The organism is Curvivirga sp., assembly GCF_965219885.1.
Lineage (GTDB): Bacteria > Pseudomonadota > Alphaproteobacteria > UBA8366 > Aestuariispiraceae > Curvivirga.
This window is the reverse complement of the sequence record NZ_CBDCOT010000009.1, coordinates 2,144,048-2,161,532: the sequence shown is the minus strand read 5'-3', so window position 1 is coordinate 2,161,532 and position 17,485 is coordinate 2,144,048. Positions and strand designations below refer to the sequence as shown.

Genomic DNA, 17,485 nt, shown 5'->3' with positions numbered 1-17,485 from the left:
TAAGTAATAATGCCGGATAACTTACTCAATCAGTTTAATGCAAGATAAACGCAAAGACCTTATCGAAATTTACATTCAACGCTGGCGAAACAAGGATTTTGCAGGCGTTTTGGAATTGCTTGATCCAAAAGCCATCTATTTTGATATGCCAGAGCAAACTACAGTCAATTTTGACGAGTTAGCCGATTATTTATCCGATGATATGGAAGCTGAAAGCAATCTTCATAAAGAGATTTCAGGCATCAAGGTTATTAATGAAGATCACGCATTTCTAACCTATAGCTTACATGAAGCTCCGAACAGCTTGCCTGTTATGGAAGGGACGGAGTTATTTGAATTCAGAGATGGGAAAATTCTTTCCATAACGGATAACTACACCTTCTTCGAGAACGAAAATAATCAGGAAGAAACAAATCTGGCGACCATGAAGAAATTGGGATTAACTCTTGATGCTTTAGGAGAGATTAACGATAAAATCCTTGCTTTAATAAGTGATCCTGACAATTTCAAAGACTCGGGATTCACGTTACAGAAACTTGCAAATCAATCGGCTATTTCACGTAACAAGCTTTCCTTTGTACTGAACCAACATATCGGCACTACATTCTTTGAACTACTCAATCGACAACGCATTATGTGGGTATGTGAAGTGCTAAAATCTATGTCTGCTTCATCATCCATACTCGACATCGCATACGAAGCCGGCTTCAATTCAAGTTCTTCCTTCTATAAAGCTTTCAAGAAGGAAACAGGCCTAACACCTAAAGAATACCTACAAAATAAAAACATCTAGTTACAGATCATTTTTCTTCGCGTGCACGCAAGGAAGTTTATCCTCCTTACTTTTGTTACACTCAAATCCGTGATCAGTTATAATAGATAAAATGATACTCGAGATATGTGATGAAGAAATTTAGTAGAAGAAATATTCTTAAAGGCGGCACAGCCCTGATGGCAGCCCCTCTTATTATAGGAACATCTATTGCCCAAGATGTGGATGTAGTGATTGTGGGCGCAGGGGCTGCTGGTATTTCCGCCGCCAAAGAATTACAAAAACAAGGTCTGACTTTTGCTGTTTTAGAAGCCGCAAACCGTATTGGCGGACGCGTTCATACAGATACATCTATCTTTGGCGTTCCTTTTGATATGGGGGCGCACTGGTTACATTTCAGAGAAGAAAACCCCTTTGCCGATTATGGCGAAGCAAATGGTTTTACAATCTATGAAGCCCCAGACGAAGATGTCTTACGTATCGGCACACGTGATGCAACGGATGAAGAATATTCTGAATTTCAACAGGCAGTTGGCAAAACATTTGCAGCCATCGAACGTGCAGGAGCCGCAGGCAGAGACATTGCGCCAGCCGATATCGTACCTGATGTTGGCACATGGCAACATACAGCTCATCTGGCGACCGGCCCGTTTGAAATGGCAAAAGACCTAAGTCACTTTTCCTGCAAGGATTGGTATGGAGTAGAAGGTGGTACCGATTACTATTGTAAGGAAGGTTTTGGTGCACTCTTCACCCATTATGCCCAAGACGTACCTGTAAGACTTAATATGCCTGTTCAAACCATCAAATGGGGTGAACAAGGTGTAAAAGTGAAAACAGCATCCGGTACGATTTCTGCTAAAGGCGTCATAGTTACTGTATCCACCGGGGTTATGGCCAATGAAGGTATTAAGTTTGACCCGCCTCTACCAGTAGGAACCCAACAAGCTTTCAATGATATCACTATGGGTCATTACACACATGTGGCGTTGCAATTAAAAGAAGATTTCTTTGGTGTCGGCGAAGACGGCTTCTTCTACTATAAAGTGGATGAAGTAAGCCAAGGATCACCAAAAGGTTTTGCAGCATTGGTCGACGCGGCAGGCACAGGCATCAGTTATTGTGATTTAGGGGGTGACTTTGCCCGTCAAATGGCAATGGAAGGTGATGCAGCCACGCTCGACTTTGTGGTCGGTGAGCTGAAGCGCATGTATGGTAGTGATATGGAAAAATCACTGATTAAAGGTCATGTATCTGAATGGACAAATAATAGCTTTACCATGGGCGCATATGCATCAGCAGAACCAGGTGGGGCAGGATCAAGAAAAATACTAAGAAAGCCCGTTGGCAATCGCATTTGGTTTGCGGGGGAGGCCATGAGCACCAATGACTGGGCAACAGTTGCAGGGGCTCACAAGTCGGGTATCACAACGGCCAGAAAAGTAAGTAAACAACTGGCATAGCAAACTAAAAAGGCTCCGATAGCGGAGCCTTTCTTTATGCAGAAACCACTTTATTTCTTCCATTCGCCTTCGCTTGATACAGGCGATCATCGGCTAGCTTCATAAATTCATCCAGACTATCTTCAGCCGTTGGGATTTTTGATACAACACCAAGAGAGATCGTCACGACGCCTGCTACTTTTGAACCAATGTTCGGAATCGCTAATTCTTGCACAGATTTCCTAATAAGTTCTGCAAATTGAAGGCTTGCTTGATCATTATCCTCGACGGTAAGAACACCAAATTCCTCCCCACCTATGCGAAATGCAAAATCCGTTGGGCGACGGCAGAGACGTTTCAATTCCGCCCCCAATCTCTCTAAGGCAGCATCCCCTTCTGCGTGACCATAATGATCATTCAGCAATTTAAAATGATCAATATCCAGCATGATAAAGCTCAAAGCCTTTTTATCGCGAATGGCTCGTTTCAATTCCTTATCGAATATCTGCTCAAAATGATGGCGGTTATATAAACCAGTCAACTTATCCGTCACTGCAAGTTTCTGAAGTTCGTCATAAGCTTTTTGTAGTTTTTCTTCCGCCTTTTCCCGTTGACTACGTTCACGCATTAAATCTAACGCGTGTGATGAAATGCTTTCATACATATCCAAGATCACATCAATAAGAATACGGGATGAATCTAATGCTTCTTTCTTTGCGAGCATTTTTGCTTCACTAAGCGATTTTCCTGCCTGACAATATCTATAAGCGGACGCCATTCGCATATCATCGTCGATAATATGAAAAATAAGCCAGCGAATAAGAAAGCGAACCATATTTTCTGTAACTTCAGAAAGAGGTAGATGTTCTTGATCCTTTTTCATTTTCAAAATGGCTGGTAGGAAAGACACATGATCAGTTTTATGCCCTTTAAACCAGCTGTCATTTTGAAAAACCTCTGACCAGATTTTCTCTTCACAATCAAAATGATATTTAGCATAATCAACCAGTTGATCTAATGCATAAAGAATTTGATCATTATCATCCTGAGTTAATGTTCCTGCCAAATCATTAAGTAATTCAACCAGCTTTTTATGCTGCTCATCAATCTGGTTAATACCCGTATTATATTGGTCATTCCATGGGAATACATTGATATGGTTATTTGGCATTTTTAAACTAATTGCATCATCCATACTGGGTCGCCTCTTACAGCAATTTTATCTTCTTTCCCCTAGCTATATATAAGATTTAGTTAACCTTTTTAAAAGAATAACCCTTATTTTTATAATATTATTGATCTAGATTAATTCTAAATACAATCTCAAATATTAAATATAAAATAGTAGCTACTTTTTATAGATAACACTCATCAACTTATGATTCGTATCCTTGACATAAGCCCTTAAATCTTCATGCTTAAATGAAGTTAGAAATGCGCTTTAGGAACCCCAAGAAATGCGTCGGCATATACCTACATTTTCATCTGTTTTATGTTTCGAGGCATCCGCTAGACATCTTAGCTTCACCCGCGCAGCTGAAGAATTGAATCTGACCCAAAGTGCCGTCAGTCGACAAGTGCAATCCCTTGAAGAATTCCTCAAAACACCATTATTTAAACGCATAAAAAAACGTTTACACCTTACCGAGGAAGGTATTGCTTTTGCAGAATCTGCTTCTGATATTTTAGATAAACTGGAAGCAGAAAGCCTCAAGCTCATATCCCGTGAATTAGATGAGCAAGTCTTGAATTTAGGTACTTTTCCTACATTTGGCTCACGTTGGCTGATCCCACGTCTGCCAGATTTCAATCAGCAAAACCCGGATTTACAGCTTAATTTTACAACAAGTGTTACAGCTTTTGATTTCGCCCATCAAAATATTGATATCGCGATCCAACATGGAGATGGTAATTGGCCCAATGTGCATGCAGAAGAACTCATTAGAGAAGACATTGTTGCTGTATGTGCACCATCTTTGATCGAAGGCAAAGATGAAATCACCTCACAAAGCGTTCTAGATCATAGCATGTTGCGATTAAAAACTCGCCCATATGCATGGACGGAATGGTTGGAAGCCCATAACATCCCGCAACCTCACAAAAGCATAGGCCCACAATTTGAGACATTCGGATATATGATCCGCGCGGCATTAGCAGGCCTTGGCGTCGCTATAATTCCACCGATGTTTGTAGAAGAAGAATTACGAGATAATCGACTAATCGCACCTTTTGGAAATCCCATCCAAAGTCAGCGGGGCTACTATCTTGTGACATCTCAGAAAAAGAAAGATTTGGAAAAAGTTCATAGATTTTCCTCATGGATTAAAAGCCTGATATGAAACCGTCACCATCCTTCACCCTACATTATATCCCAACAAAACCTTAACCTTCACAACATCCCGCTCATATTTTTCACACGAAATTCATTCATAAAAATCATGAAGTCATGAAAAAACGCCACTTTATTTTTTGATTTTCATGCATATGATGCAAGTTAGATTAAAAAACACACCTGTCAGAGGATAAAGATTATGGCCGCAAAAGTTGCGTTTAACTGGGAAGATCCGTTTCTATTGGATGATCAATTAACAGATGAAGAACGTTTGGTACGTGATAGTGCCCGTGATTTCTGCCAAGAAAAATTGATGCCACGGATTTTAGAAGCAAACCGCCATGAAAAATTCGATCGTGAAATCATGAATGAATTTGGTGAGCTTGGCCTATTGGGTAGTACAATCCCTGAAAAATATGGCTGTGCTGATGTAAACCATGTTTGTTATGGCTTGGTGGCACGCGAAGTTGAACGTGTTGATTCTGGTTACCGTTCTGCAATGTCTGTACAATCTTCTTTGGTGATGCATCCGATCTATACATTCGGTTCCGAAGAGCAACGCATGAAATATTTGCCAAAGTTGGCAACTGGTGAATGGGTTGGTTGTTTTGGCTTAACAGAGCCTGATCATGGTTCTGATCCCGGTGGCATGAAAACACGCGCAGAAAAAGTGGATGGTGGTTACAAGCTTAACGGTGCGAAAATGTGGATTACAAATTCCCCTATCGCAGATATTGCTGTTGTTTGGGCGAAGCTAGACGGCGTTATTCGTGGTTTTATCGTTGAACGTGGTTTTGAAGGTTTCTCAACACCAAAAATCGAAGGCAAAATGAGCCTTCGTGCTTCTATCACCGGCGAAATCGTTTTGGATAACGTTTTCGTTCCAGAAGAAAATATGCTTCCAAATGCCAAAGGTTTAGGTGGACCATTCAGCTGCTTAAATAAAGCGCGCTATGGTATCGCATGGGGTGCGCTAGGTGCAGCAGAATATTGCTGGCATGCGGCACGTCAATATGGCTTAGACCGCAAACAATTTGATAAACCATTGGCACAAACTCAATTATTCCAGCGTAAATTGACCGAAATGATGACCGAAATCACATTAGGTCTTCAAGCGGCCCTTCGTGTTGGTCGTTTGATGGATGATGACAACTGTGCTGTAGAGAATATCTCCATCATCAAGCGTAACAATGTTGGCAAATCCTTGGACATTGCTCGCATGGCGCGTGACATGCACGGTGGTAACGGTATTTCTGATGAGTTCCACGTTATCCGTCACATGGTGAATTTGGAAACTGTGAATACCTATGAAGGTACACATGATATTCATACATTGATTTTGGGACGTGCACAGACAGGTTTGCAGGCTTTCTTTTAAGCCTGCTCTATCTTCCTAACATCAGAACTTCCGGTTATTCATAGAAGGAGCCTGTCATGAGCGGTGCACTTTCCCATATCCGCGTGCTTGATTTATCCCGAATTCTAGCAGGCCCCTGGGCCAGCCAGACACTGGGGGATTTGGGCGCTGAGATCATTAAAATCGAACGCCCGAACAGCGGCGACGACACACGTCAATGGGGCCCTCCTTATGTGAAAGATGTCGATGGAAATGATACGAATGACGCGGCTTATTTTATGTCTGCTAATCGTAACAAAAAATCCGTTGCAATTGATATGGCCAAACCAGAAGGTCAAGAGCTACTACATGAATTGGTAAAACAATGTGATGTAGTTATCGAAAATTTCAAAGTCGGTGGCTTGAAAAAATACAATCTGGATTACGATAGTTTGAAGGCCATCAAACCTGATCTCGTGTATTGTTCTATCACTGGCTTTGGACAAGATGGTCCGTATGCCAATCGTGCAGGCTATGACTTCTTAATCCAAGGAATGGGCGGCCTTATGAGCGTAACAGGCCAACCGGATGGGGCAGACGGTGCTGGTCCGATGAAAGTCGGCGTCGCATTGGCCGATATCCTGACAGGCTTGTATACCGTCATTGGTGTACAAGCTGCCCTAGCTCATCGCGACAAAACAGGAGAAGGTCAGCATATTGATGTTGCTTTACTGGACGTACAGGTCGCAACCCTTGCCAATCAGGCATTAAATTATCTGGCGAGTGGCAATGCCCCAACACGCCTAGGCAATGCACATCCAAATATTGTTCCTTATCAAACATTTGCCACCTCCGATGGACATATGATTTTGGCGGTTGGAAATGACGGGCAATTTGTAAAATTCTGCGAAATAGCTGGCATTCCAGAGATTGCAGAAGATGAACGATTTAGGACCAATGCGTCACGCGTGAAAAATCGTGAGGCTCTCGCACCAATATTACAAGCACGTATTGAAACACAAAGCCTTGATTGGTGGATAACAAATCTAGAAGCGCAAGCTGTTCCTTGTGGTCCAATTAATACAATTGATCGTGTGTTTGAAGACCCGCAAGTAAAACATCGTGAAATGCAGCAAAGTCTTGAACATCCAGTTGCAAGACAAGTGCCATCTGTCGGATCGCCCTTAAAACTCTCACAAACACCTGTGGAATATAAATCGGCCCCACCTACCTTGGGGCAACATACAGATGAAACACTTGGTGAGTTGTTAAACCTAGATGCTGATACGCTAACCAAGTTAAAGGCAGACAATATTCTTGGATAACAGTTGGGTCGGTTTATGCCGGCCCGTTTTTTTATTATCCACTTCCCCATGGACTTGCCTTAGATATCTTGTATTAATGCCTAAAGATGATTCCTTTGGCGCAGATTATTTAATGACATCCAGTTTCCCAGATATAAAGCGTTTACAACGTTATAAAGATGACCCAAAGAACGGGCCAAGGGTTTTATTCTTTTCTGGAGGCACAGCCCTGAACGGTATTAGTCGCCATCTAAAAAAATACACCCATAATTCCATTCACTTGATCACACCATTCGATAGCGGAGGCAGCTCTGCTATCCTGCGTCACGCTTTTAATATGCCTGCTGTGGGTGACATTCGATCTCGCCTCATGGCTTTGGCGGATGAAAGCATAAATGGACAATCAGATATCTATAAGCTTTTTGTCTATAGGCTGCCAAAGGATCGCCCACAAGAACAACTAAAAGCTTACTTAAAATCCATCGTGAATGGGGAACATGATTTAATAAAAGCGATTAAGAACCCGATGCATGATATTATCGTTGGGCATTTACAAACCTTTTATAACGCGATGCCTGACGATTTTGATTTGCGTATCGCAAGTATTGGCAACCTCATTTTAACCGGCGACTATCTGAGTAATAATGAAAAGTTAGATGAGGTCATTGATAATTATTCTACCCTCGTCAATGTACAAGGATGTGTCCGCGCCATTATAAATGAAAAACTGCATATTGGTGTAGAACTTGAAAACGGCCAAATAATCGTTGGACAACATCTCGTAACCGGTAAAGAAACGGGGCCTATTACAAGCCCTATTAAAGATTTTTTCGTAGCACGTTCCAAAGATGAGCAAGCGCCTATTGATGTTGCAATTGACCAATCACGCATTGATTTGATCCAATCCGCAGAAATGATTTGCTATCCCCCCGGCAGTCTCTATTCAAGTGTTGCTGCAAACCTGTTACCACGTGGTGTTGGAAAGGCGATCCGAAGTAATCCTTGTCCCAAAGTCTATTTTCCGAGCCTTGGTAACGACCCCGAAAGGCTTGGCAGAACTATCGATGATAGTATTTTTATTCTACTGGATCTTCTAAAAAGAGATGTGGACAACACATGCAAAATGAATGAGTTGTTGAACCATGTCATGATCGACCCTGAACATGGCGTCTCACTCCAAGAAGACACTATGCAAAAACTGAAAGAGTTAGATATTCAAGTCATCGAAGCAAATTTGATAAGCGAAGAAACTGCGCCCTATTATGATCCCGACCTACTTCTTTCTAACCTATTAACTTTAAACTAACTCTTTATTCCTCAAGTAGTTCTACGGGGATTGAAAGTCCAAGTTTTACCTCATCCATCACTACATTGGTATGAAACCGTTTCACATTGCGATTTTCAAAAAAGTACCGACGGGTAAAGTCTTCATAAGCCTTCATATTCTTGGCAGATAAGATCACAATAAAATCTGCATTCCCCGTCACATAAAAACATTGCATCACTTCAGGTGTATTACGCATGGTTTTCTTGAATTGATCTAAATATTCTGGTCGCTCACTTTCTAGGGTCACTTCAACAATCAAAGTTACACTTTGCCCAACCTTGCTGCGGTTCACCACGGCAATATCTTCACGGATCACCCCATCTTCTCGCATCTTTTTTAGACGCTTTTGGCAAGCTGTGGGCGATAAGCCTACTTTCTCGCTAAGCTGTTCAGCAGTCAGGCGATTGTTTTTCTGAACTAATTCTAACAGCTTTAAATTAAATTTATCCATATGATATTATTTTCTGCCTCAAAATGAACATTTGATACGAAAATAAGCCTTATAAATTAAATATTCAACCAAATACAGTCTTAAAAGATGCATATAATCCTCTTCCCAGCAAAAGTGTTCAGGAAGAAAAATGCTTACAAATAAACTTATTTCCGAAAAACTGGATCAGGATATGCGCGACTGGCGTCATGATATCCATAAACATCCAGAACTTGGCTTTGAAGAGATTAGAACCAGTGATCAAATCGCAAAACTTCTAACCGATTTTGGCTTGGAAGTTCATCGTGGCATTGGCCAAACCGGCATTGTTGCTGTGCTGAACAATGGTAAAAGCGGCGCATCTATTGGCCTACGTGCCGATATGGATGCCTTGGAAATTCAAGAGCAAACCGGCCTTCCGTACCAATCAGTCCATGACGGTAAAATGCATGCCTGCGGCCATGATGGCCACACAGCTATGTTATTGGGTGCGGCTAAGCATCTTGCCGACCATCCTGATTTTGACGGCACCGTTTATTTTATCTTTCAACCTGCGGAAGAACATGGTCGCGGTGCCTTGGGCATGATGGGTGACAATATGTTCCAGCGCTTTGAAATGGACGCTATCTACGCCATTCATAACATGCCAAATATTCCTGCGGGCCATATTGCTGTGCGCCCGGGACCAATGATGGCATGTGAAGATAACTTTGAAATCCATATTCAAGGGAAAGGTACCCATGCGGCCCTGCCCCATCTGGGTATTGATCCAATTGTCATTGGTGCAGAAATCGTGACCGCCTTACAAACTATTATTGCCCGCAGGATGGACCCGTTATCTCAAGGTGTTATTTCTGTTACAGAATTCACAACAGATGGCACGCGTAACGTCATCCCTGACACAGTTACGCTAAAAGGCGACACACGGTCTTTCACACCCGATATGCAAGATTTTATCGAAAACAGTATGCATCGCATTGTGAAAGGTGTCTGTGCAGCTCATGGCGTGGAATTCACGTTCAAATATTCAAGAGAATTCGCGGCGACCATCAACACGAAAGAAGAAGCCGAACAAGCGGCGCGTGTAGCAAAAGACCTTATCGGGCCAGAACTTGTCGATGAGAATTGCAGTCCCGTTATGGCGTCTGAAGATTTCGGTTTCATGCTGCAAAAGAAACAAGGCGCCTATATTTTCCTGGGCAATGGCGGTGGTGGCCCGGGCGGCTGTGGCCTACATAGCCCGAATTATGATTTTAACGATGAAATTCTTTCTTTAGGGGCGACCTTCTGGGTCAATCTGGTGAAAGATCAGCTTCCCCTAAACAAATAAGATACGATAGAACGGATAATAAAAATGACTTTAGATGCTTATAAGAACGCAACCTTAAACCACCATAAAAATACCTCTTACGACGAAGGCGTTTATCCTTCTTCTTTAGATTCTGTGCTAAGCGCAAAGACGATTGAAGACGCCTATACAACAATCAGCAGCTGGAAAGGATATGAAGCCACCCCCCTTTACCATCTACACAATTTAGCAAGCGAAGCAGGTGTTGCCGATATTCTTTACAAGCATGAAGGCGGACGCTTTGGTTTAGGTAGTTTCAAGGCTTTAGGCGGTGCTTATGCGGTACTCCGTTTATTAGCTGAAGAAGTATCCAAACGCACAGGTAAAGATGTATCAATTGCGGATATTCAAGGTGGTTCTTACGCGAAAGAAGTATCCGAAGTCACCATTGTCACAGCAACAGATGGTAACCATGGCCGCTCTGTGGCTTGGGGATCACAAAGCTTCGGTGCAAGATGCTTTATCTATATGCATGCAGGTGTCAGTAAAGGTCGTGCAAAGGCAGTCGAAGATTTAGGTGCCACAGTTATCTGGGTGGATGGTAACTATGATGAATCCGTACGTCAGGCAGCCCAAGATGCAGAAGATAACGGTTGGTTCGTAGTATCCGACACCTCTTATGAAGGTTATGTAAACCCACCACGTAATGTGATGGCCGGCTATACTGTTATGACCAATGAAATTAAAGAACAACTTGGTGGTGCGCCTGCCCCAACTCACGTATTCCTTCAAGGTGGTGTTGGTGGTTTGGCTGGCGCGATGTGCACCCATCTTTGGCAAATCTTCGGTGAAAACAAACCACGTTTTGTGATTGTTGAACCTGATCGTGCTGATTGCCTCTACCAAAGTGGCATCAAAGGGGAAGCTGTTGATGTCCACATTACCGAAGAAACAATTATGGCTGGCCTATCCTGTGGCGAGGTTTCCAATCTAGGTTGGGAAATTCTAAAATCAGGCACAGCCGACTTTTTAACCATTAGCGATGACATCGTTGCCCCGACAATGAAACTGCTGGCAAACGGCAGTGGTGATGATGTTAGCTTTGCAGCCGGAGAATCTGCTGTTGCAGGTTTAGCAGGTGCTCTGGCTGCACTTCAAAATGAGGGCATCAAAGAGGCTTTGGGGTTGGACGAAAATTCCCGCATCTTGGTATTTGGAACCGAAGGTGCGACTGACCCTGCCATCTATGAGGAACTTGTTGGTGTTGCTGCCGACAGCCTTGCGGCCTAAAGTATAATAAGAAAAGGAAAAATATTAATATGATCGCAAGACCGGATCGGGGTTTCACCCTAGATGAATTTGAAAATCGAACAACACGTGCCCAAGCCGAAATGAAAGCTTTGGGCATGGATGCTCTTTTACTCACCACAGAACCAAATGTACGTTACTTCACTGGCTTCCTCACACAATTCTGGGAAAGCCCGACACGTCCTTGGTTTTGTGTTATTCCTGCCGATGGAAAGCCCATTGCTGTTATCCCTGAAATCGGAGCAGCAGGCATGCGCACCACTTGGGTCGAAGATATCCGTACATGGCCAGCTCCACGCCCAGAGGATGATGGTATTAGCTTACTGGCTCAAACTATCAAGGAATGTATGAAAGGTGGCAAAATTGGCATACAGATGGGACATGAAAGCCATTTACGTATGCCGGCTGGTAATTTCCAATCTTTATGTGACCAAATTCGACCTCATGAAATTGCAGATGCAACCATGATGATGCGTGCCCTTCGTAATGTAAAATCTGAACAGGAAGTCGCGAAAATTCACTATGCCTGCGATATAACCTCTACTTGTTTCGAAAACTTGCCAAACCTTTTAAAGGCGGGTGAGTCAGAACGTGATAATTGTAAGCGCATGCGTATTGATTTATTAGAACGCGGCGCGGATCACTCTCCTTACTTAATCTCAGCTTCAGGCCAGGGTGGTTATGATAACATCATTATGGGCCCTACGGATCGTATCTTGGAACGCGGAGATATTCTAATCATTGATACCGGTACAGTTTATGACGGCTATTTCTGTGACTTTGACCGCAACTATGGTTTTGGCGAAGTTGCAGATGAAAGTAAGCGTGCCTATGAAACCGTTTTCAAATCGACTGATGCGGGTTTTGCCGTTGCGCGACCGGGTGCGACTTATAGTGATATATGGAAAGCCATGTGGGACGTTCTTGAGGCAGGCGGCGCACTTGGTAATGACGTGGGCCGTATGGGCCACGGCCTTGGCATTCAACTTACCGAAGGACCATCCGTCACCCCAGATGATCATACTGTCTTAAAACCGGGCATGGTCGTCACTTTGGAGCCGGGTATGGAGTTTTCGCCCGGTAAACAGATGGTACATGAAGAAAATATCTTGATCACTGAAGATGCACCGATCTGGCTCACCCGACGTGCCCCAGCAGAAATACCTATTGTGGAGATAGATTAATGTTTACATCAGGAGATCAGCTTAAATCCAAAAAGTGGGATGTGGAATTTGATGAAGGGGCCCACGCCCGTGCGAGGTTAGGCTTTATTCTAATGTCCACGGATTTAGCAGCGGAAGATGACTTATATGCGATGCGCCCTCAAGGGGTCGGTATCCATATCACGCGCTTAAAAACCGAAGACTATACAACGAATGAAACCTTAGCGCGTCATATAGATACAATGGCGGATGCAGCATCACGTCTGCAACCGGATATGAAGCCTGAAGTAATCTGCTATAGCTGTACCAGTGGATCTATTGTAAACGGCGAAGAACCTGTTATGGCTGAGATTAAAAAAGGTGCCCCATATACTCAGCCAACAACCCTTGTGACAGGTGTAGTTGAAGCACTCCGTAAACTAAACGCAAAAAAGATAGTTGTTGGTACACCTTACCTGGATGAAATTAACTTGGCCGAAGCTGAATTTTTAACGAACAAGGGGTTTCAACTCCTCGATCTGCAAGGATTAAATCTGGAAACAGGAATTGAATTTGGAACAGTCACCGCAGATTTCTGGTACAAGTTTGCCTGTAAAATTGACCAACCAGAAGCAGATGCCGTCTTCTTAAGTTGTGGGGGTATCCGTTCGGCACAAGTAATTGATCGTATAGAACAAACCATTCAAAAACCTGTTGTGACCAGTAACCAAGCTATGTTTTGGCATTGCCTCAGAAAAGTTGGCATCCAAGATAAATTGAAAGGTTATGGTCAATTATTTGATCTCTAATAAAAAACCCCGAAAAATATTTCGGGGCTTTTACATTATATTGCCTTAATACCAAGCGACAGTTTGTTCCATGGAACGACGAGATTTTGGGAACATCGGATCACCAGCACGATAGCCAAATGCGGCCATAACAGCAGGCTTGTAAATTGTTGGATCAATATCAAAATGTTGCTCCAACGTCGCTTGGGTTCTCTTAATCTCAAATCCTTCAATCGGACATGAATCCACACCTAATAAAGCTGCTGTATTCATCATGTTGCCAAGTGCAATATAGGCTTGGCGAGCTGACCAATCTGTAATCTGGCGTGCGCCTTCGATTTGAAAATCATGATCCTGGAATTTTTTGTAAAACTGACCAAATAGCTCAATTACATCATCTGGTAATTGTTTCACTTCCTTCATAAAGTTTTGAAGATAATCAGACCCAGCTTTCATATTCACATCTGTATGTGCAAGAAAGATACAAAAATGACTAGCTGTTCCCAATTGACCTGCAGTTCCGCTGGCAGCGCCATTAGCACCCCAAGTAAAATCACGGAATAATTCGCGTTTTTCATCATTTTGAATGACTAGAATTTGCCATGGTTCAAAACCAAAACTACTCGGGGACATACGTGCTGCCTCAAGAATGGTATTAAAGATAGCTTCATCAATCTTACGGTCGGCATCAAATACTTTGCAGGCATGACGGGATGTAAAAGCTTCCATCAATTGTGCTTGCACTTCAGGGATATTGTTAATTTCTTTCATGGCTCAAAGCTCCGTTGGTAAATTTGAACCAACAGATAATGAATCCTGATATCAGAAACTATGCCTCATTTATAAATTGATAATTTCGAAAATCTATATAATCAAAGCCATATCGGATTTTTACCAATTCTTTCTATAAGAAAATCAATAAAAACCCGCACCTTGGTCGTGAGTACATTTGACTTTGGATAGAGTAACCAAAGTGCAGATGTGTCATCTATTTCATAGTCAGACAAAACTTGAACAAGTTTTCCTTCCTTCAATTCTTGATGAATACTCCACATGGAGTTTAATGAAACCCCTGCCCCTGCCAATGTGGTTACTTTTTGATTTAATCCATCATCCAAAATCAAACGGCGCTTTGCCATCATGGGATGAAACGCACCTGTTTCCCCATTCAAACCGGTTAGCTTTCGTGGGGTCATATCCTTAAAACTGATCAACTGATGATCCATCAAATCATCTGGATGGGACGGTGTACCATTTTTCACAAGATATTCCGGTGAGGCACATAAAATTCGTTTGTCTGATGCCAGTTTTCGCCCCTTTAAACTTGTATCTTCAATTGCAGAATTCCTAAGCGCTAAATCAAAGCTTCCCTCAATCAAGTCATAACGTCCATCAGATAAGCGTAGCTCCAAATTCACGCCTGGATGTCGTTCCAAGAAATCAGGCAAAATGGGCGCGATATATAACTGAGAAAAACTTGCAGGGGCCGTAAATCGTAATGTACCAGTTGCTTCGACACTTCCTTTGCCCAAGGCAGCGCGTCCAGCCTTCTCTTGCGCTAATATCTCTTTAGCGAAAGGCAAAAATTCTGCACCTTCCAAAGATAAAGATACTTTACGAGTAGATCGGTGCAGTAAGTCAGCGCCCAGAATATGTTCAAGTTTAGCCAAACGGTTACTGGCCACAGCAGGTGCCATGCCCAATTCTTGGCCTGCTCCGCTGATATTTAGCTTTTCAGCCGCGAGAACAAATAAGCGAATGCTATCAATATCCATCGACATTATATTCAAAATCCGAATTATCTATTAACATTTAAATTATTTTTTTATTTTTTCAGAAGAATATATTGAGGTCAACAAAACAAAATTGAATCTAATTAAATCATTTGGAGATCGACCATGACATACTATTCCATTTTAGAGGTAACACCGACTGCAGATGACTGGGTCGCTGATTATATTGGTCCAGCTAACGCCCTAGTTAACAAATATGGTGGGAAATATTTAGCACGCACCAGCAGTCATGAGCGTATGGAAGGTAACCGTGATACACCTGCTTTGCGCATCATCCTTGAATGGCCTGACCGTGATGCCGCAGTAAATTTTATGAATGACCCTGAATATGCACCTCATTTAGAAGCACGGACCAAAGGTTCTATCAGTCACCATGCCTTAATCGAAGGTAAAGACGACCTTTCCTAAATAGTGTCTGATATTGCGATCTCACTCAAACATGGAAGAGACACAATCATGAAAACAGCAAAAGTTAACTATCATGTTACCAGTCATGAACCACAGGCGTTTCATATTGATGCCAATGGCGTAAAAGGAAATTTAGTAAGCCCAATTTTAGAGGCTCATGAGATCGAACTAGAAGATATTCGCAAGTCCAATTTTGATTTAAAATTCTCCGCTGACAGCATCACCTTTGTTAACTTCCCAACGAAAATTAAAGATTTCGGTGACAAAACAGATTGGAAAGAATTGTATAATCAAGAAATCAATAATCTTTTGGTAGAAGAGCTCAACGCAAAGGACGTAATTGTGTTTGATCACACCATCCGTCTTGATGACCCGGATGCATTACGTAAACCAGCTCGTAATGTCCATGGCGATTACAGCGTCAAAGGTGCTCATCATCGATTACATGACATTTTAGGATCAGATAAATCTATAGAATGGGAGAAAGGGCATTTTGGCTTCGTCAACATCTGGCGTCCATTACATGCACCTGTGAACAGTTCCCCATTAGGATTTATTCATCCAAAATCAGTAAAGTCTGATGATTGGGTTAATATCGGCCTTATATACCCTGACCGTAAAGGACATATCCTCGGATTGGTACAAAATGCAGATCATCAATGGATTTATATGTCTAAGATGACACCCGACGAAGTTGCTATTTTTAACGTATACGACAATCAAGGATTAGCACCAATTGGTCATAGCGCCCTAGACGGTATCGAAGATGTCTCTCAACCCAATATTAGAATGAGTTTGGAAAGCCGTGCGCTTGTTCGATATTCTTGAAAAGGAAACTCTAAGATGCTGGACATGACATCTGAAAACAACTTTCCCATTATTAACAAGGCATATAATGCGGTCTACAAACCAAATAGACTTAGCTTAGGTCTTGTGGTGCCTATAGAAAATTATGCGACAAGCCCCGTTCCCGGTATGGCAAACCATGTTGAACGTGTAAAGCTTGCTGAAAGCCTGGGATTCGAAGCTATTTGGTTGCGCGATGTCCCATTTAATGTTCCAAGTTTTGGAGATGCAGGTCAGACATTTGATCCATTCACATATCTTGGTTTTCTAGCAGCCCATACAAAACATATCGCATTAGCCACAGGCAGTATCATATTGCCACTTCGACATCCAGCGCATGTGGCAAAAGCGGCAGCAAGTGTGGATGTTCTTTCTAATGGTAGACTGATCATGGGAGTCGCATCCGGTGATAGACCAGAAGAATATCCTGCAATGAACCTGCCTTTTGAAAATAGAGGAGAGCGCTTTCGCGAAAGCTTCGCATACATTCAACAGATGTGGTTAGAAAACCCAGACTTCCAAAATGATTTTGGAAATTCAAACGGGCATATGGATATGTTACCGAAACCATCCAATGGCAAACTTCCTCTTCTGATCACAGGTGCAAGTCAGCAATCGCCAGATTGGTTGGCAAAAAATGGAGACGGTTGGATTACCTATCCAAGGAATGTGTCCACACAATCCGCCATTATCAACGAATGGCGCAGCAGAACCCAAGATGCAGAGCTTTCAATCAAACCTGCGTCACAATCCTTATATATTGATCTTACAGAAAGACCAGACGAAGCGCCCTCCCCCATCCATTTAGGATTTAGATCAGGAACTAAATATCTGATTGATTATCTCAAATCCTTGGAAGAAATCGGGATGAACCATGTCGCTATTAACTTACGCTTTAATCGAAACGATATCGAAGAAACCTTGAAGCAGATATCAGAAGAAATTTTACCGAAATTCACCCAATAAGGA

General features: G+C 42.5%; 17 protein-coding genes. 13 read left to right on the top strand and 4 right to left on the bottom strand.

The features are described 5' to 3' along the window. The first annotated feature begins 37 nt into the window (after nt 1–37). Together ACOQOA_RS15690 and ACOQOA_RS15685 are read left to right on the top strand one after the other, a co-directional pair. Nucleotides 38–793, top strand: coding sequence for a helix-turn-helix domain-containing protein (locus tag ACOQOA_RS15690; RefSeq protein ID WP_420549550.1), 756 nt, complete (start codon nt 38–40; stop codon nt 791–793). Nucleotides 794–903: 110 nt separating this feature from the next. Next, nucleotides 904–2,235 carry a flavin monoamine oxidase family protein gene (locus tag ACOQOA_RS15685; RefSeq protein ID WP_420549549.1) on the top strand — a complete coding sequence of 444 codons (1,332 nt, stop codon included), beginning with the start codon at nt 904–906 and terminating at the stop codon, nt 2,233–2,235. Nucleotides 2,236–2,269: 34 nt separating this feature from the next. On the opposite strand, the gene ACOQOA_RS15680 is transcribed toward ACOQOA_RS15685, so the two are convergent. After that, nucleotides 2,270–3,409: a GGDEF domain-containing protein gene (locus tag ACOQOA_RS15680; protein ID WP_420549548.1), complete on the bottom strand. Its 1,140-nt coding sequence runs from the start codon at nt 3,407–3,409 to the stop codon at nt 2,270–2,272. A 262-nt stretch (nt 3,410–3,671) separates the two neighbouring features. Between ACOQOA_RS15680 and ACOQOA_RS15675 the strand changes: the two genes are divergently transcribed. The 4 genes from ACOQOA_RS15675 (at nt 3,672) to ACOQOA_RS15660 (ending at nt 8,492) form a co-directional block, all read left to right on the top strand. Next, nucleotides 3,672–4,553: a LysR substrate-binding domain-containing protein gene (locus ACOQOA_RS15675; RefSeq protein ID WP_420549547.1), complete on the top strand. Its 882-nt coding sequence runs from the start codon at nt 3,672–3,674 to the stop codon at nt 4,551–4,553. Nucleotides 4,554–4,745: 192 nt separating this feature from the next. Continuing rightward, nucleotides 4,746–5,924: an acyl-CoA dehydrogenase gene (locus tag ACOQOA_RS15670; RefSeq protein ID WP_420549546.1), complete on the top strand. Its 1,179-nt coding sequence runs from the start codon at nt 4,746–4,748 to the stop codon at nt 5,922–5,924. Between the two features lie 56 nt (nt 5,925–5,980). Beyond that, the gene (locus tag ACOQOA_RS15665) at nt 5,981–7,207 is read left to right on the top strand and encodes a CaiB/BaiF CoA transferase family protein (protein ID WP_420549545.1); all 1,227 of its coding nucleotides are present in this window, start codon (nt 5,981–5,983) and stop codon (nt 7,205–7,207) included. 76 nt (nt 7,208–7,283) lie between these two features. Beyond that, nucleotides 7,284–8,492: a GAK system CofD-like protein gene (locus ACOQOA_RS15660; RefSeq protein ID WP_420549544.1), complete on the top strand. Its 1,209-nt coding sequence runs from the start codon at nt 7,284–7,286 to the stop codon at nt 8,490–8,492. 4 nt (nt 8,493–8,496) lie between these two features. Here ACOQOA_RS15660 and ACOQOA_RS15655 read toward each other — a convergent pair whose 3' ends face one another. Further along, nucleotides 8,497–8,964, bottom strand: coding sequence for an Lrp/AsnC family transcriptional regulator (locus tag ACOQOA_RS15655; RefSeq protein WP_155153447.1), 468 nt, complete (start codon nt 8,962–8,964; stop codon nt 8,497–8,499). A 130-nt stretch (nt 8,965–9,094) separates the two neighbouring features. Between ACOQOA_RS15655 and ACOQOA_RS15650 the strand changes: the two genes are divergently transcribed. The 4 genes from ACOQOA_RS15650 to ACOQOA_RS15635 are packed head-to-tail and all read left to right on the top strand — an operon-like array spanning nt 9,095 to nt 13,490. Further along, nucleotides 9,095–10,273 (top strand): M20 aminoacylase family protein, encoded by a 1,179-nt coding sequence (locus tag ACOQOA_RS15650; protein WP_420549543.1) that lies wholly within the window; start codon nt 9,095–9,097, stop codon nt 10,271–10,273. A gap of 24 nt (nt 10,274–10,297) precedes the next feature. Then, a complete protein-coding gene (locus ACOQOA_RS15645; protein ID WP_420549542.1) occupies nt 10,298–11,521 on the top strand; it encodes a diaminopropionate ammonia-lyase in 1,224 nt (407 codons plus the stop codon). A 29-nt stretch (nt 11,522–11,550) separates the two neighbouring features. Next, nucleotides 11,551–12,723: a M24 family metallopeptidase gene (locus tag ACOQOA_RS15640; RefSeq protein ID WP_420549541.1), complete on the top strand. Its 1,173-nt coding sequence runs from the start codon at nt 11,551–11,553 to the stop codon at nt 12,721–12,723. Next, nucleotides 12,723–13,490: a maleate cis-trans isomerase family protein gene (locus ACOQOA_RS15635; RefSeq protein WP_420549540.1), complete on the top strand. Its 768-nt coding sequence runs from the start codon at nt 12,723–12,725 to the stop codon at nt 13,488–13,490. The genes ACOQOA_RS15640 and ACOQOA_RS15635 overlap by 1 nt, the downstream gene beginning before the upstream one ends. Before the next feature lie 45 nt (nt 13,491–13,535). Here ACOQOA_RS15635 and ACOQOA_RS15630 read toward each other — a convergent pair whose 3' ends face one another. Both ACOQOA_RS15630 and ACOQOA_RS15625 read right to left on the bottom strand, forming a co-directional pair. Then, nucleotides 13,536–14,240 (bottom strand): NAD(P)H-dependent oxidoreductase, encoded by a 705-nt coding sequence (locus ACOQOA_RS15630; RefSeq protein WP_420549539.1) that lies wholly within the window; start codon nt 14,238–14,240, stop codon nt 13,536–13,538. Between the two features lie 101 nt (nt 14,241–14,341). Then, nucleotides 14,342–15,250 (bottom strand): LysR family transcriptional regulator, encoded by a 909-nt coding sequence (locus ACOQOA_RS15625; protein WP_420549538.1) that lies wholly within the window; start codon nt 15,248–15,250, stop codon nt 14,342–14,344. Between the two features lie 117 nt (nt 15,251–15,367). Here ACOQOA_RS15625 and ACOQOA_RS15620 point away from each other — a divergent pair, with 117 nt between their 5' ends. Genes ACOQOA_RS15620 through ACOQOA_RS15610 form a run of 3 tightly spaced genes read left to right on the top strand, consistent with a single transcriptional unit; the run spans nt 15,368 to nt 17,482 of the window. Further along, nucleotides 15,368–15,670: a DUF1330 domain-containing protein gene (locus ACOQOA_RS15620; protein ID WP_420549537.1), complete on the top strand. Its 303-nt coding sequence runs from the start codon at nt 15,368–15,370 to the stop codon at nt 15,668–15,670. 48 nt (nt 15,671–15,718) lie between these two features. Continuing rightward, nucleotides 15,719–16,498, top strand: coding sequence for a CmcJ/NvfI family oxidoreductase (locus tag ACOQOA_RS15615; RefSeq protein ID WP_420549536.1), 780 nt, complete (start codon nt 15,719–15,721; stop codon nt 16,496–16,498). A 15-nt stretch (nt 16,499–16,513) separates the two neighbouring features. Further along, the gene (locus ACOQOA_RS15610) at nt 16,514–17,482 is read left to right on the top strand and encodes an LLM class oxidoreductase (RefSeq protein WP_420549535.1); all 969 of its coding nucleotides are present in this window, start codon (nt 16,514–16,516) and stop codon (nt 17,480–17,482) included. Nucleotides 17,483–17,485 lie beyond the last annotated feature (3 nt).